The sequence below is a fragment of the Stenotrophomonas sp. YJH_SMC_105-26 genome (assembly GCF_059368915.1).
The window spans coordinates 295,663-312,363 of sequence record NZ_JCAFSD010000002.1 but is presented as its reverse complement, the minus strand read 5'-3'; the positions used below and the strand labels follow the sequence as shown (position 1 = coordinate 312,363).

Here is a 16,701-nt window from a genome sequence, read left to right as displayed (position 1 = left end):
CGGCGTCGCCGTTTTAACGGTCTGCGTCGTACCTTCTGCACGCCCAACCCCAATCAAGGATTCCGCAGATGAGCCTGACCGACGAACTTCTCGCCAAATTGCAGGGCGCCCCGCTGCAGCAGGTATCGCAGCAGCTCGGCATCAGCGATACCCAGGCCTCCGGTGCGATCAGTGCCGCGCTGCCGGTGCTGATGGGCGCGCTGGGCAACAACGCCTCGCAGCCGCAGGGCGCACAGGCGCTGCTCGGTGCACTGCAGAACAACCACAGCGGCCTGGACCTGGGCAGCGTGCTCGGCTCGGTACTGGGCGGCGGTGGCGGTGGCGCCGCCAGCGACGGTGCCGGCATCCTCGGCCACATCTTCGGCGGCAGCCAGCAGAAGGTGGAAACCGGCCTGGCCCAGGCCACCCAGCTCGACAGCGGCCGTACCAGCCAGCTGCTGCAGATCCTCGCACCGATCGTGATGGCCTTCCTCGCCCAGCGCCTCGGTGGTGGCCAGGCCGATGCCGGCTCGCTCAGCCAGGCCCTCGGCCAGGAGAAGCAGCAGGTGCAGCAACAGGGCGGCCTTGCCGGCGGCCTGCTTGGCAGCGTGCTGGACCAGGACGGTGACGGCCAGCTCGGCGTGGGCGATCTGCTGAAGATCGGCGGCAGCCTGCTGGGCGGCAAGCGCTGAGCCAAGGCGGCGCCGGACCCGGTCTGGCGCCCTGCAACTTACAACGCGTCGATATCGCCGAGCGCGCGGATCAACCGCCGTGCGCGTTTGTCCGGCTTGTGCTCCGGCGGCTGGAAACCATCGCGTGCGGCGATGCGCAGCGCCCGCTGCTCGGCGCGGCGGGCCCTGGAGGCCTCACTCTCGGCATACAGCTGCTGCGCCGCCGGCGCCGGCCCGCGCTGATCGCTCAGCCCCAGCACCTGGATCTCGAAATGCTCCTCGCCGCGATCCACCTGCAGCTGCTCGCCGACGCGCACCGCGCGTGAGGATTTCGGGCGCTGCCCAGCCACGCTGACCTTGCCGGTCTCGATGGCCTGCTTGGCCAGGCTGCGGGTCTTGAAGAAACGGGCCGCCCACAGCCAGATGTCCAGGCGGACACTGGGCGGCAGCGGGGAAAGCTCGGTCATCGGCAGGGACTACTCCGTTCGCTTGTTCAGGGGACGCGGGTTGTCGGGGTCGGTGCGGCAGCCGCTGCCCCCGATCAGGGTGGGTACGCCGGCAGAAAGATCCTGGCGCTGGCTGCCGACCAGGCACTCGGGCCGGTCGGTGGGCCGCACCTGGGTATCGCCCAGCCGGTCACCTGTCGAACATGCGGCCAGTACGACGCTGATCAAGGCCAGCGCCAGGCTCCACTTCACCTGCAGTCGTTGATGCATTGCCACATCCCGCAAACCGGCTTGGTGCTAGTGTGCGCCTCCCGGGATTCGATCACCACTCCATGGCCAAAGCGCCGCTTGACCTGACCTCCGGCCCGATCGGCCGCAATCTCCTGCTGTTTTCCCTGCCGATCCTGGCAGGCAACATCGCGCAGTCGCTGAACGGTTCGGTGAATGCGGTCTGGGTCGGGCGCTTCCTCGGTGAGGCGGCACTGACCGCCACCGCGAACGCCAACAACATCATGTTCTTCCTGATCGGCTCGGTGTTCGGCTTCGGCATGGCTTCGACCATCCTGATCGGACAGGCGATCGGCGCGCGCGACATCGCGCAGGCGCGGCGCGTGGTCGGCACCAGTGCCACCTTCTTCATCGGCCTGTCGGTGATCATCGCCATCGCCGGCTGGTTCATGGCCCATCCGCTGCTGGCAGCGATGGGCACGCCGGCCGCCTCGCTGCCATTGGCCGAGGCCTACCTGCAGATCATCTTCCTGGCGATGCCGACTCTGTACGCGTTCGCCTTCCTCACCGCCGCCCTGCGCGGTGCCGGTGATTCGCGCACGCCGTTCCGCTTCCTGATGGTATCGGTGGCACTGGACATCGTGCTGAACCCGGTACTGATCTTCGGGATGGGGCCCTTCCCCGCGCTGGGCATCGCCGGCTCGGCCTGGGCCACGCTGGTCGCGCAGACGTTGTCGCTGGCCGGCCTGCTGCTGTACATGCGGCACAAGCGCCACACCCTGTGGCTGGGCCGCGCCGACCTGCGCTTGTTCAAGCTCGACATGACCATCCTCAAGGCGCTGGTGGTCAAGGGCGTGCCGATGGGCCTGCAGATGGTGCTGATTTCGCTGTCGGTGATCCTGCTGATGACCATGGTCAACCAGTACGGCACCGACACCGGCGCCGGCTACGGTGCTGCCCTGCAGCTGTGGAACTACCTGCAGATGCCGGCGATGGCGATCGGTGCGGCGTGTTCTTCGATGGCCGCACAGAACGTCGGTGCGCAGCGCTGGGACCGCGTGCGCGGTACCGCACGCCAGGGCGTGCTGTTCAACTTCCTGCTGACCGGCGCGCTGATCCTGCCGTTGGTTGTGTTCGATCGCCAGCTGCTGGCGCTGTTCCTGCCGCCGGCCAGCCAGGCGCTGGACATCGCCCGCCACCTCAACCATGTGGTGATCGGCTCGTTCCTGTTCTTCGGCGTCAGCTTCGTGATCTCCGGCGTGGTGCGCTCCACCGGCGCGGTGATTCCGCCACTGCTGATCCTGGCCGGCTCGCTGTGGGGCGTGCGCGTGCCGTTCGCCGAACTGCTGCAGCCGTACTGGGGCGCCGATGCAATCTGGTGGAGCTTCCCGGTCAGCTCGCTGGTGTCGATGCTGCTGTCGCTGGCGTATTACCGCTGGGGCGGCTGGCGCAAGGCGAAGATGATGGGCAGGCCCTCGCATGCCGAAGAACTGGCGACGCCGTCGGAGATTCCGGCCTGTCCGCCGTCGCCGGTGGCCGACCCGGATGCCGCACCGCCACGGTAGTGCCGGCCGCTGGCCGGCAACCTCACACCTCTCCAGCAGCATCGCGCAACAGCCGGCCAGCGGCCGGCTCTACCGTTTCTTCTTCGCCGCATTGAACGCCGCCGCTGCGCGCAGCAGCGCCTTGAACGCAGCGGCATCCGGCATCGCACCTTCATGGATGTCGATCGCACGCCGCGTGTTGCCCTCCAGGCTGGCGTTGAACAGGCCTTTGGGATCGGTCAGCGCCGCACCGTTGGCGAAGGTCAGTTTCACTGCCTGCTTGTAGGTTTCGCCGGTGCACAGGATGCCGTTGTGCTCCCACACCGGTGTACCGCGCCACTTCCAGGCTTCCTGCACGTCCGGCAGCGCTTCATGGATCAATGCACGCACGCGTGCCAGCGTTTCGCCGCGCCAGTCTCCCAGCTCGGCGATGCGTGCATCGATCAGTTCGGTCGCCGGGGTTCCGGCATCGTCAGGGTTCGGCGCGTGCGTGGCCATCAGCGGTTCTCGTCGGGAAAGGAATCAGAACGGTGGGCTTACATGCGCTCGCCGGGCAACGCGGCGGCCTGGCGCACCCAGTCCAGGAACTGCGCTTCATCCAACAGGCCGGATTCGTGGATGTGCAGGTAGCGCGTGTCGCCGCTCCTGGACGGCTCCGGTGGCGGCGGCGTCAGTGCAGCGCCGCGGAAAAAGGCCACCTTGATGTAGCGGGTGAAGCAATGGAAGCTGAGAAACCAGCCCGCGCCGACGGCCATCGCATACATCGGCGAGTTCCACTTCACCGCCTTGTGCACGCCGGGTACGGCCCGTTCGATCAGGGCATCCAGTCGCGCGCCAATCGGGCGTTTCCAGTCCGGCATGGCGGCGATGTACGCCCGCACCGGGGCATCGCCCTCGCCCTTGGCGATCTGCGGGTTGCCACCGGACAGCAGGGTGGGCGCAGCGGTGGGTGCGGTTCGCTTGGCAGGCATCGCACGGTACGGGCATCGGGATGATGCGGCAGCCTAGCGCGGCCCGTAGCCGTCGGTCACGGCGCAGTGCGCCATCGGCTCAGTCCGCCTGCCGCGCCCGGAACTGGCGCCAATCCGGCAGCTTGCGGTGGCGGCGCAGCGAGCGCATCAGCGCCGCCATCACAAGGCCGAACAGCGCGCCGGCCACCAGATCGGCCACCAGCAACAGCACCAGCGGACGTTCGCTGCCCTGCCACAGCATCAGCCACATCAGCGCGGTCCAGAACAGCCCGAACAGCAGGCCCTGCACCAACGCGTTGGTGCCAAAGCCGGCCAGGATCGGTGGCGGCAGTGCGATGCCCAGGCGCCACAACAGGCGATGCAGCAACGGCGCCGATTGCACGCGTGCCAGCCCCTTGCCGTCGAGAAAGCGCAACGCCGACTGGATCACGGCCGGATAGCGAAGGTTGATGTCGTTCATCACCTGATCGTGGCCGATGCGATGCCGGAAACGCAAACGGCCACCCGAAGGTGGCCGTCGCGGCAACAACCGAAGTTGTTTATCAGGCCTTGTCGGCCAGACGGGCAGCCTTGGCGGCAGCAGCGGCAGCCAGGTCTTCCTTGATGCGGGCAGCCTTGCCTTCCAGGCCACGCAGGTAGTACAGCTTGCCGGCGCGGACCTTACCACGACGCTTCACTTCGACCGAGTCGATGATGGCGCTGTGGGTCTGGAAAACGCGCTCGACGCCGTAGCCGTGCGAGATCTTGCGGACGGTGAACGAGGAGTTCAGGCCGGCGTTCTTGGTGGCGATGACGACGCCTTCGTAGGCCTGCACGCGCTCGCGGCTGCCTTCCTTCACCTTCACGTTGACGACAACGGTGTCGCCCTGGCTGAACTTCGGCAGTTCACGGGTGATCTGGGCGGATTCGAATTCCGCGACGATGGACTTGTTCAGCTTGCTCATGGGTTACACCGATTCTTGTTCGGGTGGGCGTGTCGTATCGACAACGTAGGCTCATGCAGTCACCGGACTGTGCTGCACGTTTGTTTTGGGTACTGCGCGCGCCGACCAGGGTCGACGGTAATTGGCCATGATAGCCGATAAAGCCGACCCTGCGCTAGGGGCTGGCCTTCTGGTTCCGGGCCTGACGGCCCTGCTCCAGCAGTTTGCGGTCGGCCTTGCCCAGTGCCTGTTCATCCAGCAGGTCCGGGCGCCGCTCGGCGGTCCGGAGCAGCGACTGCTGGCGGCGCCAAGCGGCGATGGCCGCGTGGTTGCCCGAGCGCAGCACGTCCGGCACGTCACCCAGCGGGTGCTGGGCCGGCTGGCTGTAATGCGGGCAGTCGAGCAGGCCGAGGTCGCCCTCGAAGCTGTCCTGCGCCGCCGATTCGGCGTCGTTCAGGGCACCGTCCTGCAGGCGGGCCACGGCGTCGATGATCACCGCCGCGCCCAGTTCCCCCCCGGACAGCACGTAGTCGCCGAGGGAGATCTCCTCGTCGACATTGGCCTCCAGGAAACGCTCGTCGATGCCCTCGTAGCGGCCGCAGAGCAGGACCACGCGCGGCAGCGCCGCCAGTTCCCGCACCTTGGCCTGGGTCAGCGGCGCCCCCTGCGGGCTGAGGTAGATCACCCGCGCCGGGGTCGGATCGGCCTCACGGATCGCCTGCAGGCAGGCCTGCAACGGCTCGATCAGCATCACCATGCCCGGGCCACCACCGAACGGACGGTCGTCCACGCGGCGGTAGTTGCCTTCGGCGTAATCACGGGGGTTCCAGCCGTGCAGGCTGAACAGCCCCTTCTCCTGCGCGCGCCCGACCACGCCCAGTCCGGCGGACTGGGCGAGGAACTCGGGGAACAGGGTGATGACGTCGAAACGCATGCTCACGCTCAGAACTCGGGATCCCAGTCGACCACGACCAGGTTGGCCTCGAAGTCGACCGACTTGACGAAGTCCGGCTGCACGAACGGAATCATCCGCTCGCGGTCACCGCGGACCACCACCACGTCGTTGGCTCCGGTGCTGAACAGGTGCGAGACCTGGCCCAGGGCAACGCCCTCGGTGGTCTTCACGTCCAGGCCTTCCAGGTCCACCCAGTAGTACTCATCGGGCTTCGGTGGCGGCAATGCACTGCGGGCCACGTAGATCTCGGTGCCGTGCATCGCTTCGACGGTATCGCGGTCCTCGACGCCGGGGAAACGGGCGACCAGGTGCTTGCCGCTGTCGCGGCCACGCACACCTTCAATCGTGGTTTCCACGCCGGACGGGCTGCGCACGATCCACGGCTGGTAACGGAAAATGGCGGAACGTGGCTCGGTCCAGGACTCGAGCTTGATTTCGCCGCGCACACCAAAAGCGCCGACAACCCTGCCCAGCAGGATGCGGCGCTCGATATCTTTCATCTGCTTCAACCAAGAGGGCCACGCCGAAGCGTGGCCCGTCAGGATCAGGCCGCAGCGGCCTGGGACTTGGTCGCTTCCTTGATCAGGTTGCGGACCTTGTCGGTCGGCTGGGCGCCGTTCTTGACCCAATGGTCAACGCGGGCCAGGTCCAGCTCGATGCGCTTCTCGGCGCCCTGGGCAACCGGGTTGTAGAAGCCAACGCGCTCGATGTTGCGGCCGTCGCGCGCGCTGCGCACGTCGGTGACGATGATGTGGTAGAACGGACGCTTCTTGGCGCCGCCGCGGGTCAGTCGAATCTTGACCATGGTGTTTTTCCTATTGCCCAGTCGCCAGGATGGCGAGGTAAGCGGGCGATTATAGCGGCAGAGCCCGGCCGAGCCAACCCCGGGCTGTATCCATCTTCACGGTAGCGCAGTGCTATGCCTCGCCACTTTCGTTCAGCAAAGTGATCAACCTCCGACCGCCCCTCCAAGATTCCCGGGGCGATAGCGTCAGAGCGCTCCCGCTACCGGCGCCCGATGCATGTCCAGCACATCTACCTCGTGCCGCTGCAGCAGGTCGTCAAATGCATCGCCGCCAATCCGCTCGACAAGTTGCCGCTCGGATTCGTGGATGGCGATGCACTGCAGCCAGTTGATGGCAACCGGCGGGAACTGCAGCCCCGGGAACCTGGCGTCATTCCAGAAGAAGGGCGGCACCAGATATACGTGCGGCATCCGGGTCGACGGGAAGTAGTCCTGCAGGATGTCGGGAATCACGCTACCAGGCTGCACCGCCGCACGATCGCGCATGATCGCGAAAGCCGTCGAGGCGACGACGTTGTCCCAATGCAGCGCGTCCTGTTCTGCACACGCACACAGCTCGACGCGCGTTTCCAGTTCGTGCCCCTCCGCATGACGTAACCCAGAATCCGATAGGCCGATGGACGAGATGGACTTCAGCCCTGCTTCCGGAGAGCTGAACGTCGTGAGGATATCGACTGAACGTAGGCGATGATCATCGTGAAAGGCCTGGACCTTGGGCCGCCCCTCAGAGCCCATGACCTTGATTGCGTGCATCGCTACCGCGCGATGCTGCTCGGTGACCATACCCATATCTGATTGAAACTCCTGAGTGTTGTTCGCTGCGGACGCATCCGCCGGGCATGGCCCGGCGCTACCGGCTGCAACGCTTCAAGGTAGCGTCCGGCTATGTCCAGCGATCGGCAACCACGCGCCTCGTTCAGGAAAGCGGCTGCCAGGCCACCGCCGCCAGCACCGCCCTGCCCTGTTCAGCCAGCGCCTGCGAGCCGGGCAGGACATGCCCGTCAATGGCCTCCAGCGCCCACAGGCCGCTGGCGTTGCAGGCAAAAGCCGCCTTCACGCCGGCCAGATCGGCCAGCGGCAGCGGCTGAGTGACCTGAGGCCCCGGCCAATGCCGCTTCAGCAGCGCTTCGGCCGTCCCGCGCAGGGCAGGCGCCTGTGGCCAGAGCAGCCGCTCACCATCGTGCACGGCCAGGTTCCAGGTGCTCCCTTCACTCACGTCGCCATCGGCGGTCACGAACAGCACATCGTCGAATCCTTGCGCCATCGCCGCGCGCCGCTCGGCAAACAGGCCAAACGTGCCCACATGCTTGATCTGCGGCATTTCGCGCTGCCAGGCCACGCTGCGCACGCGCTTGGGCGCGGCCAGGGCCACCGGCGCTGAAACTGCCACCAGCACGTCCACCGGCACGGCCGCCAGCGGATTGCGGAAATCGAAGCGGCGCGAGTACACCGTCACCCGCAGCGAGGCATCGGCCAGGCCGGCCTGCCGCAGCGCCTGCGACATCCACGCCCGCACCTGCACCGTGTCCAGTTCGCTGCCGAACAGTTCGCGCGTGGCCTGCGACAGCCGCGCCAGATGCAGGTCCAGCCCCTGCACTGCACCACCACGCACCTGCAGCGAGGTGAAGTGGCCGTAGTTCACCAGCGCCGGCAGCAGGTCCGCCACCTGCGCCGGCTGGCCATTGCAGGTGACCCTCATCGCAGCAGCGCCTGCGCCTGTTCCCACATGCCGCGCAGCACATCGGCGGCCGGCTGTGCAGGCGCCATCCACGCCGACTGCCCGGCCCAGGCCTGCATCGCCGCCAGGCGATTTTCCTGCACGGCCTGCTTGCGCATCGGCGCGGTCAGGCCACGCTGCACCGGGTACGGGCGCGGCGCAGGGGCGCCTTCGGCAGCAGCGGCGCGCACATACGCGGTCGCCAGGCCACGGCCAAGGCGGCCGCTGAACGCGCGCGTCGGCCAGGTATCTTCCGGTTCGCTGGCGGCCAGCCCATCGGCCCACGCCGATGCGATCGCCGCCTCGGGCGTGCGCAGGAAGGCGGTGCCGATCTGGACGGCGCTGGCCCCCAGGGTGAGTGCGGCAGCAATGCCACGGCCATCGGCGATGCCACCGGCAGCGATCACCGGAATCTGCAGGTGATCGGCCAGGCGCGGCAACAGCGCGAACAGCCCGACCAGCTGGCGTTCGGCCATTGCCGGATCAAACGCACCGCGATGGCCACCGGCCTCCATGCCCTGCGCCACCACGGCGTCGGCACCGGCGTCCTGTGCGGCACGCGCTTCGGACAAGGTGGTCGCGCAGGCGATCCAGGCAATGCCGGCGTCCTTCAGCTGCTGCACGTGGCGCGGCAGCAGCACACCCATGATGGTCGACGCCACCGCCGGGCGTGCCGCAAGCAACGCAGCGAACTGTTCTTCGAAATCGGCAGGCGTGGCGTCGGCGGCGCTGGCCGGCACCTCCGGGCCCCACTGCGCGAGGAAAGCGCGGCTGGCGGCCTCGGCAGCGACATCACGGCTCGGTGCGGGGTCCGGCACCCACAGGTTCACCTGCGCCGGGCCGGTGGAGGTCGCGCGGAAGTCCTCCATCCAGCGACCGATATCGGCCGACGACGACAGCACCGCGCCCATCGCCCCCATGCTGCCGGCATTGGCCAGCGCGGCGGACAACGGTACGGGGCAGGCACCGGCCATCGGTGCCAGCAGGATCGGAACGGAAATGCCAAAGCGCCGGCAGAACGCCTCGACGCGGGAAGTTACAGCGGAACTCTGCATGACGGCCCATCGTTTCGGACAGGCCACCATGGTGCGCGCGGGACAGGGGTGGCGTCGAGCCTGCTGCTGCGCGCCGCCGCCCGAGCGTGGGCTCGGGCGCTACATCACACTGCGACCGGGGCCGTCATCAACGGAACGGCATGCCACGGCCGCCCATGGCACCCATCATGCCCTTCATGCTGCGCAGCATGCCCTTCATGCCGCCGCCGGCCATCTTGCTCATCATCTTTTCCATCTGCATGTACTGCTTCATCAGCTTGTTGACGTCGGCCGGGGTCACGCCCGAACCCTTGGCGATGCGCGCGCGGCGCGAGCCGTTGAGCAGGTTCGGGTTGCGCCGTTCCTTCTTGGTCATCGAGCTGATGATGGCGATCATGCGCGGCACTTCCTTGCCCTGGCTGACCTGCTGCTTCAGGTGGTCGGGGATGTTGCCCAGGCCCGGCAGCTTGTCCATCAGGCCGCCGATGCCGCCCATGTTCTGCATCTGCTCCAGCTGGTCGCGCATGTCGTTCAGGTCGAACTTCTTTCCCTTCGCGACCTTCTCGGCCAGCTTGGCGGCCTTGTCCTTGTCGACCTGCTGCTCCACCTGCTCGACCAGCGACAGCACGTCGCCCATGTCGAGGATGCGGCTGGCGATGCGGTCCGGATGGAACACGTCCAGGCCTTCCGGCTTTTCGCTGACACCGACGAACTTGATCGGCTTGCCGGTGATGTAGCGCACGCTCAGCGCGGCACCGCCACGGGCGTCACCGTCGGTCTTGGTCAGCACCACGCCGGTCAGCGGCAGCGCATCACCGAAGGCCTTGGCGGTGTTGGCCGCGTCCTGGCCGGTCATGGCGTCGACCACGAACAGGGTTTCGGCCGGGTTCACGGCAGCGTGCAGGGCCTTGATCTCGGCCATCATCGCTTCGTCGATGGCCAGGCGGCCGGCGGTATCGACCAGCAGTACGTCGACGAACGACTTGCGGGCATCGTCGATGGCGGCGCGGACGATGGCTTCCGGCTTCTGGTCGGCGCTGGACGGGAAGAACAGCACGCCCACCTGCTCGGCCAGGGTCTTCAGCTGCTCGATCGCGGCCGGACGGTAGACGTCGGCCGAGACCACCATCACCTTCTTCTTGCGCTTTTCCTTCAGGTGCTTGGCCAGCTTGCCCACCGTGGTGGTCTTGCCGGCGCCCTGCAGGCCCGCCATCAGGATGATCGCCGGAGCGGGCACATTGAGGTTCAGGTCGCTGGCCTCGGCACCCATCACCGCGGTCAGCTCGTCGCGCACGACCTTGATCAGGGCCTGGCCCGGGGTCAGCGACTTCAGCACTTCCTGGCCAACCGCGCGCACCTTGATGCGCTCGATCAGGGCCTGCACCACCGGCAGCGCGACGTCGGCTTCGAGCAGCGCGATGCGTACTTCGCGGGTCGCCTCGCGGATGTTCTCCTCGGTCAGGCGGCCGCGGCCACGCAGGCGCTCGATGGTGCCGGAAAGGCGCTGGGTCAGGGACTCGAACATGCGGCGCAACCTGTCTGAAAGCGGGGGACAATAAGGCAGACAGTATAACGGGTCCGGCTGTCCGCCCGGACTGCGACCACCGGGCCGTCGCCAGCATCACAGGGGTATGCGAAACTGCAACGATGACAATCGTTCTCATCGCCGTCCTGCTCTACTTGGCTGCCAGTGCCCTGCTGGTGCGCGCGCTCGGCCGCGATGAAAGCACCGGCTCCCCCACCTGGCTGTGGCCGGCCCTGCCAGCGATGCTGCTGCATGGCGGTTACCACGTGATGGTGGCGATGCGCACCAACGGCGGGCCGGACATGCACTTCTTCGCCGCGCTGTCGCTGGTCGGCCTGGGCATGGCCTGGCTGACCTCGCTGGTGGGCGCGCGCGGCCGCATGTCGGCGCTGGGCGTGGTGGTGTTCCCACTGGCCGCGGTACTGCTTCTGGCCTATCACGGCTACGGCCACGAGCCGAGCAAGGTGCTGGGCTGGCGCCTGGCCAGCCATGCCTGGCTGGCGCTGCTGGCCTACGCCACGCTGAGCATCGCCGCGCTGCTGGCGATCATGCTGTGGCTGCAGGAACGCGCCCTGCGCCGCCGCGAGTTCCGCCCGTGGCTGCGCGCGCTGCCACCGCTGGCCGACCTGGAATCGCTGCTGTTCCGGGTGATCACGGTCGGCTTCGCGCTGCTGACCCTGACCCTGGTCACCGGCGTGCTGTTCGTCGACGACCTGCTGGCGCAGAAGCTGGTGCACAAGACCGTGCTGAGCGTGCTGTCGTGGATCGTGTTCGGCGTGCTGATGATCGGCCGTCGCCGCTACGGCTGGCGCGGCATGAAGGCGGTGCACTGGACGCTGGCGGCAATGCTGTTGCTGCTGCTGGCGTTCTTCGGCAGCCAGTTCGTGATCGAACTGGTGTTCGGGCATTCGCGATAAAGGCATGCCGACCAACGGTCGGCACCCACCCCAACATCACCGGGTAGTGCCGGCCGCTGGCCGGCAACTGAACCGCACCATGCGCGGATGCTGCCGCCGATCAGGGAATCGACTGCGCCAGGATCTTCCGCACCGAGCGACCGCTGTTGGTGAGGATGTCATCGACCTGCCAGCAGCCCTGGCCCTGGCGAACCATCGGCAGGCGGGTCACGTAGGCCTTCTTCCATACCGCATAGCGCATCTCGACCTGGCCGGCAGTGGCCGAGGCCTCTTTCCAGCGGTAACGCACCGGGGTTTCAATGTCGCCGTCCTGCGCATCCAGCCACGGGTCGGAATCGATCGTGCAGATGCCCTGTTCGCGCTGCTGGCAGGCACGCTCGCCACGCAGTGCCTTGCCGAACGCCGGGCTGACCAGCGCGGGCGGTGGCTCCAGCAGGTCACCATTGCCGGTCGTGGCTTCGAAGAAGGCACGGGCAACGGCCATGGGTTCCTGGCAGGCCGGTGCGGCCTGCACGGTGGGGGCCAGCAGCAGCCCGGCGATCACGAACATCCCTGTCTTTCGCATGTATTCCATTCCCTGGTGGTGATGATGATCCGTTGTAGAGCCGAGCCCATGCTCGGCTGCTTTCCGCGTGGGCCGAGCGCAGGCTCGGCTCTACAGGAGCGTGCAGCTTACAGCCCGTAACGCTCGATCACGTCCAGATGCGGCTGGCGATCCTGGTCACAGGCTTCAGCCAGGCGCAGCCAGCAATGCGGATGCGGCCACGTCGCGGTGTGCTGCTGGAGGAAGCGGTGCAGCGCCAGCGGCGCATGGTCCTGCGGCTGGGCGACGGTGAACAGCAGGCCGGGCAGCGTGCCCTCCTCCCTGTCGGGGTCGGTGACAGTGTAGTCCGGGCGGCTGTGCGACCACACCTTCCAACCCTGTGCTTCGGCCGCCTCGACGAAGGCATTCCACGCCTCTTCGCCCGGGTGCGCGCCATCGATCATCCAGCTGCGGGCGAAGCCGCCGCGCTCCAGCACATGCACCTGCGCATAGGTCGGGATGAAATGCTCGCGCGCTTCCTCCTCCTCGGGTGCCGGATGCACCAGTGCGGCATCGAACACCACCCAGTCGCCCACCTGCTGGGCGCGGTTGGACGGCGCATTCTCGACGATGCGCGCGGTCACCGGGCCGCTGCGGCGGGCGTAGTACTCCATCGGCTCGCCGTTCTCTTCGCTGCGGATGATCACCCAGCCCCATGGCTCCTCGACCACACCTTCCTGGCTGGACAGCTCCATGCCGATCGCCGCGGCCGAGCGGCGCACCGCGTCCCAGTCGCGCGCCGCGCTGGCCGCACTCATGTGGTCCCAATGCGCGGCGTTCGGCTCGTCCAGCAGCTCCACCAACTGCGCATAGCAGGCCTGGGCCTCGCTGAAGCGGCCGGTTTCCATGTACATGCGCGCCAGCGTGCCGCGCGCGCCGTGCGAGCCCGGAGACAGCTCCAGAAGCGATCGGGCCGCCTGCTCCAGCGCCGGCCAGTCGGACACCCGGCGTGCGCGCTGCACGTCGCACCAGTGCGCGAACACCGGCACGCTGCTGCGGTAGACCTCGGCCAGCTGGCGCAGGCCGTCGTCGTCCCCCTGCTCGGCCAGCCAGCGCATCAGCGTGTAGGCTGCGGGACCATCGTTCTGCGCATGGCTGCGTACGAACCGCCACAACAGCGCTCGCGCCTCGGCCTGCGCGCCGCAGGCGCTCAGCGCCGAGGCGGCCATCTCGGCCAAGGCCTCGTCATCGGGCAGCTGCGCCTGCGCCTGCAGCAACCACTGCGCCTCGCGCTCGGGGTCGCGCGCCTGGTTCTGTTCACCCTGCGCGTCCAGCCATGCCAGCAGCTCGCCGGCCGGCACCGGCAGCGGTGCGACATCCGGCAATGCATCGATGCGTGCCGCCAGGCCGGCCACCAGCGCTGCCGCCCCCCGGTCCTGGCGCAGCTGCGCCAGATGGGTGCGGGCCAGTTCCAGCTGGCGCAGCGCCACCCAGCGCGCACCACGCTGCAGGGCAAGCTCCAGGCTCAGCGCTGCCACTTCGATCAGCAGGCGATGCGATCCGACCCGGGCGAAGTGCTCGATGATCGTGTTGAAGCGCGTGCCCAGGTCCCACGTATTGCGCGCAGGGTCACGCTGGCACAGCGCTGCGGCGGTGTTCGCCCACAGCCGCCAGTAATTCGGGGTCAGCTCGCTCCACGGCACCAGCTGCTGCAGCGCTTCTTCGTCGCGGCCCAGCTGGGCCAACGCCCATGCCTTGGACAAGCGGCGCGGCACCGTGCAGTTGGCCGGCTCGTACTCCCCGGAGGCGGCCACTTCGGCTTCGCGCTTCTCGATCAGCGCCAGTGCCTCGTCGGCGCGGCCGACAGCGAGCAGGATCTTGATCTGCATCTCCGGGAAGCTGTCGAACACTTCCTTGCCACAGGCCTCCACGGCGTCGGCCTGCGCCTGCAGGTAATCCAGCGCCTCCTGGCCACGGCCATCGTCGAGCAGCGCATCGGCTTTCTCGCAGCTCAGGCACTGGAAGCAGGCCCAGCTGGGATCGATGCGGCCGAGGGTCTCGTCGCACACCTCGATGCGCTCGGGCACCCAGCCCGGGCCATCGATGTTGCCGTAGCAGGCGGCCAGGTCCTGGGTCACGCAGATCGACTGCGGGCATTCCAGGGTGTCTTCGCGGTGTGCCCGCTCGAACAGCGAAACGGCTTCGCCAAGTGCGCTCTCGCCTTCAACACGGTTGCCGACGCGGTTGCGCAGCGCCCAGTGGCCGACGTAGACGTCGACCCAGGGGTTGTCGAGCGCCTTGCCCAGTGCGCGTGCTTCGGGCAGCAGTGCATCGACGCGGTCGATCTGCAGTTCACTGACCTCGTCGGCGAGGCGGTTCAGCAGGTGCGCGTTCTGCGCCTGGCCGGCCTGGCGCAGGTCGCCCTGCAGTTTTTCGACCCAGTTCCAGATGTCCATGGGGTAAGTACTCCTGTCTAGCGAAGGCTGGATGAGAGGGCGCGGTGCTCAGCGCAGCATCTGCTGCAGAGCACCGGCGATATCGGTAAAGGCGCCGTTGAGATCCGGGCCCTGCGTGGCGGTCGTTGCCCGGGCCAAGGGACGGCCCTGCGCAGCGACGATGATCTTCAGCGAGCGCAGCAGGCGTGCCGCCGCTTCGGTCTGCGGGTGGCCCTCGCGCTGGGCGCGCAGCAGCGCCTGCACCGCCGGGTTGTCGAGGTTGAGGTACAGCCGCGAGGGTGCGCGCGATTCGATGCGTGCGGTGAACTGGCGCGCCAGGCGCAGCGCCGCCATCGAAACGCGCTTGTCGTTCTCGTCGTCTTCCAGGCGCTGCTTCAGTTCGGCCTCGCGGTCGGGCACCACCACCACCGGCAGTGCTTCCGGGCTGAAACGCGCCGGCAGCAGCTGCTCGCCATCACCCAGCTGTTCGCGCAGCCATGCGAGCTGCGCGTCGTCGAGGCTGTCATCGCTGCGGAACAGTGCGCGATTGCCCTGCTCGGTGCCGAGTTCAACCAGGCGCAGGCCCTTGGCCTGGGCCCAGCGCCGCAGGAACGGCACCACCGCGTAGCGATGGCCATGCGCGACCGGCACCCCCATCGCGCGGAACAGCATCTCTTCGAAGCCACCGCCATTGTCGAGGATGACATGCACGGCACCGCGCGCCGGCAGGGCACTGGCCGGCAGGTCGCCCTGCGAGGTCGGCACGCGCACATGCTCCATCAGCAGGTCGAACAGGCGGTCATCGCACAGCGCCGCGCCCAGCAGCGCCTCGTTGTGGCGGCTCAATACGCGTCGCCACGCCTCCGGCTGCTGCCGCGCAACGTCGGCCAGACCATCGATCAGCGCCTCCAGCAAGGCATGTTGCACAGCGCGGTACTGGTCATCGCGCTGCAGGTCTTCGCGGCTGGCGGTGGGAGTCAGCCGCGAGGATTCGATCACCCCGCCGATGAAGCCGGCCCACGGCGGCAGCAGGTCACGGGCATCGTCATCCAGCAGCATGCCGCGCACGAACACCGACAGGTTGCGGTTGTCGCTGGTGCCATAGGTGGCACCATCCTGCACCCACAGCAGGCCGGTGGCATCGCTGTTGCCGTCGGCACGCAGCGGCACGGTGACGATCGGCTCGAAATCGTGTTCGAAGCGCGCGGCGAACTGCAGTGCCTGGCGGCGTGCCTGCACCGGGTGCACGGCCACGTCACCCTGCCCCCGCCACGGCGGCGGCTCGGGGTTGAGCGCTTCGGTCGCAGCACCGATGAAGATCGGTTCGGACAGCAGCGCGCAGTAGCGGCCCAGCACCTCATGCAGGCGCGCCTCGTTGGCCAGTGGCAGGAAATCCGGATGCAGTTCCAGTTCCACCTCGGTGCCGACCGCGCGTGCCGGCACTTCGCTGACGGTGTACTGCTCGGCATTGCTGGACACGTACAGATGGCCCAGCTCCGGCGTCTGGTACGAGGTGGTACGCACGCTGACCCGGCGCGCCAGCACGAAGGCCGACAGGAAGCCGAGGCCGAACATGCCGATCAGGCCTTCATCATCCTCGCCGCCCTGGCGCAGGCCACGGGTATAGCCGACGCCGACGGTGGCCAGGTAGTCGTGGATCTCCTGGCGGGTCAGGCCGGCACCGGTATCGGTGATGCGCAGCACGCCGGCACCGGCATCGACCTGCACCGAAATGCGCGAAGGCACCTGGACGCCGGGCTGCTCGATGCGGCGGCGGATGATCGAGTCGTGCGCGTTCTGCACCAGTTCGCGCAGCGCCACCACCGGGGTGGAATACAGGTGCTTGCCCAGCACCGTCATCAGTCCATTGAGATCGACCCCGGCACGACGGATCTCGGCGTTGGGGGCGGTGAGCGCGGTGTCCTGCATGTAATCGTTTACTCCTGGGCACGGAAAGGCGCCAGAGGGCGCCTTCGTCGAGCGGGAAAAACTAGCACAGCCAGCCTGACCGTTGCCGTATATGACGTA

At 67.8% G+C, this 16,701-nt stretch carries 19 protein-coding genes; 3 read left to right on the top strand and 16 right to left on the bottom strand.

Annotated features, from left to right (window positions below; translation table 11 throughout):
* Positions 1 to 68 precede the first annotated feature (68 nt).
* Positions 69 to 671: a DUF937 domain-containing protein gene (locus AC5P7F_RS08385; RefSeq protein WP_014646409.1), complete on the top strand. Its 603-nt coding sequence runs from the start codon at positions 69 to 71 to the stop codon at positions 669 to 671.
* A gap of 38 nt (positions 672 to 709) precedes the next feature.
* On the opposite strand, the gene AC5P7F_RS08380 is transcribed toward AC5P7F_RS08385, so the two are convergent.
* On the bottom strand, positions 710 to 1,117 hold the full coding sequence (locus tag AC5P7F_RS08380) for an RNA-binding S4 domain-containing protein (RefSeq protein WP_014646408.1): 408 nt from the start codon (positions 1,115 to 1,117) through the stop codon (positions 710 to 712).
* 9 nt (positions 1,118 to 1,126) lie between these two features.
* On the bottom strand, positions 1,127 to 1,366 hold the full coding sequence (locus AC5P7F_RS08375) for a hypothetical protein (protein ID WP_014646407.1): 240 nt from the start codon (positions 1,364 to 1,366) through the stop codon (positions 1,127 to 1,129).
* A gap of 62 nt (positions 1,367 to 1,428) precedes the next feature.
* On the opposite strand from AC5P7F_RS08375, the gene AC5P7F_RS08370 reads away from it, so the two are divergent.
* Positions 1,429 to 2,889 carry an MATE family efflux transporter gene (locus AC5P7F_RS08370; protein ID WP_134808642.1) on the top strand — a complete coding sequence of 487 codons (1,461 nt, stop codon included), beginning with the start codon at positions 1,429 to 1,431 and terminating at the stop codon, positions 2,887 to 2,889.
* Positions 2,890 to 2,958: 69 nt separating this feature from the next.
* Here AC5P7F_RS08370 and AC5P7F_RS08365 read toward each other — a convergent pair whose 3' ends face one another.
* The 11 genes from AC5P7F_RS08365 to ffh form a co-directional block, all read right to left on the bottom strand.
* Positions 2,959 to 3,366, bottom strand: a complete 408-nt coding sequence (locus AC5P7F_RS08365; protein WP_164077109.1) for a DUF1801 domain-containing protein — start codon at positions 3,364 to 3,366, stop codon at positions 2,959 to 2,961.
* Positions 3,367 to 3,404: 38 nt separating this feature from the next.
* Positions 3,405 to 3,839, bottom strand: a complete 435-nt coding sequence (locus AC5P7F_RS08360) for a DUF1801 domain-containing protein (RefSeq protein WP_164077110.1) — start codon at positions 3,837 to 3,839, stop codon at positions 3,405 to 3,407.
* A gap of 79 nt (positions 3,840 to 3,918) precedes the next feature.
* Positions 3,919 to 4,299 (bottom strand): DUF6404 family protein, encoded by a 381-nt coding sequence (locus AC5P7F_RS08355; RefSeq protein WP_164077111.1) that lies wholly within the window; start codon positions 4,297 to 4,299, stop codon positions 3,919 to 3,921.
* Positions 4,300 to 4,381: 82 nt separating this feature from the next.
* Positions 4,382 to 4,783 carry a 50S ribosomal protein L19 gene (rplS, locus tag AC5P7F_RS08350; RefSeq protein ID WP_005415736.1) on the bottom strand — a complete coding sequence of 134 codons (402 nt, stop codon included), beginning with the start codon at positions 4,781 to 4,783 and terminating at the stop codon, positions 4,382 to 4,384.
* Between the two features lie 154 nt (positions 4,784 to 4,937).
* Positions 4,938 to 5,696, bottom strand: coding sequence for a tRNA (guanosine(37)-N1)-methyltransferase TrmD (gene trmD / locus AC5P7F_RS08345; protein ID WP_046429552.1), 759 nt, complete (start codon positions 5,694 to 5,696; stop codon positions 4,938 to 4,940).
* A gap of 8 nt (positions 5,697 to 5,704) precedes the next feature.
* Positions 5,705 to 6,217 carry a ribosome maturation factor RimM gene (rimM, locus tag AC5P7F_RS08340; protein WP_010483256.1) on the bottom strand — a complete coding sequence of 171 codons (513 nt, stop codon included), beginning with the start codon at positions 6,215 to 6,217 and terminating at the stop codon, positions 5,705 to 5,707.
* Positions 6,218 to 6,261: 44 nt separating this feature from the next.
* Positions 6,262 to 6,522: a 30S ribosomal protein S16 gene (gene rpsP / locus AC5P7F_RS08335; protein WP_005415733.1), complete on the bottom strand. Its 261-nt coding sequence runs from the start codon at positions 6,520 to 6,522 to the stop codon at positions 6,262 to 6,264.
* A 186-nt stretch (positions 6,523 to 6,708) separates the two neighbouring features.
* Positions 6,709 to 7,311, bottom strand: a complete 603-nt coding sequence (locus AC5P7F_RS08330) for a suppressor of fused domain protein (RefSeq protein ID WP_049441482.1) — start codon at positions 7,309 to 7,311, stop codon at positions 6,709 to 6,711.
* A gap of 127 nt (positions 7,312 to 7,438) precedes the next feature.
* Positions 7,439 to 8,221, bottom strand: coding sequence for an aminotransferase class IV family protein (locus AC5P7F_RS08325; RefSeq protein ID WP_164077113.1), 783 nt, complete (start codon positions 8,219 to 8,221; stop codon positions 7,439 to 7,441).
* Positions 8,218 to 9,294 (bottom strand): nitronate monooxygenase, encoded by a 1,077-nt coding sequence (locus AC5P7F_RS08320; RefSeq protein WP_164077114.1) that lies wholly within the window; start codon positions 9,292 to 9,294, stop codon positions 8,218 to 8,220. Before AC5P7F_RS08320 ends, AC5P7F_RS08325 begins: the two co-directional genes overlap by 4 nt.
* 127 nt (positions 9,295 to 9,421) lie before the next feature.
* Positions 9,422 to 10,798, bottom strand: coding sequence for a signal recognition particle protein (gene ffh, locus AC5P7F_RS08315; RefSeq protein WP_005408591.1), 1,377 nt, complete (start codon positions 10,796 to 10,798; stop codon positions 9,422 to 9,424).
* A 122-nt stretch (positions 10,799 to 10,920) separates the two neighbouring features.
* Here ffh and AC5P7F_RS08310 point away from each other — a divergent pair, with 122 nt between their 5' ends.
* Positions 10,921 to 11,715, top strand: a complete 795-nt coding sequence (locus tag AC5P7F_RS08310) for a cytochrome C assembly family protein (RefSeq protein WP_014646399.1) — start codon at positions 10,921 to 10,923, stop codon at positions 11,713 to 11,715.
* A 100-nt stretch (positions 11,716 to 11,815) separates the two neighbouring features.
* Here AC5P7F_RS08310 and AC5P7F_RS08305 read toward each other — a convergent pair whose 3' ends face one another.
* The 3 genes from AC5P7F_RS08305 to AC5P7F_RS08295 all read right to left on the bottom strand — a co-directional run bounded on the left by AC5P7F_RS08305 (position 11,816) and on the right by AC5P7F_RS08295 (position 16,602).
* Positions 11,816 to 12,280 (bottom strand): YqhG/Tai3 family protein, encoded by a 465-nt coding sequence (locus tag AC5P7F_RS08305; RefSeq protein ID WP_164077115.1) that lies wholly within the window; start codon positions 12,278 to 12,280, stop codon positions 11,816 to 11,818.
* Positions 12,281 to 12,387: 107 nt separating this feature from the next.
* A complete protein-coding gene (locus tag AC5P7F_RS08300; protein ID WP_046429547.1) occupies positions 12,388 to 14,694 on the bottom strand; it encodes a tetratricopeptide repeat protein in 2,307 nt (768 codons plus the stop codon).
* Between the two features lie 48 nt (positions 14,695 to 14,742).
* On the bottom strand, positions 14,743 to 16,602 hold the full coding sequence (locus AC5P7F_RS08295) for an ATP-binding protein (RefSeq protein ID WP_164077116.1): 1,860 nt from the start codon (positions 16,600 to 16,602) through the stop codon (positions 14,743 to 14,745).
* Between the last annotated feature and the right edge of the window lie 99 nt (positions 16,603 to 16,701).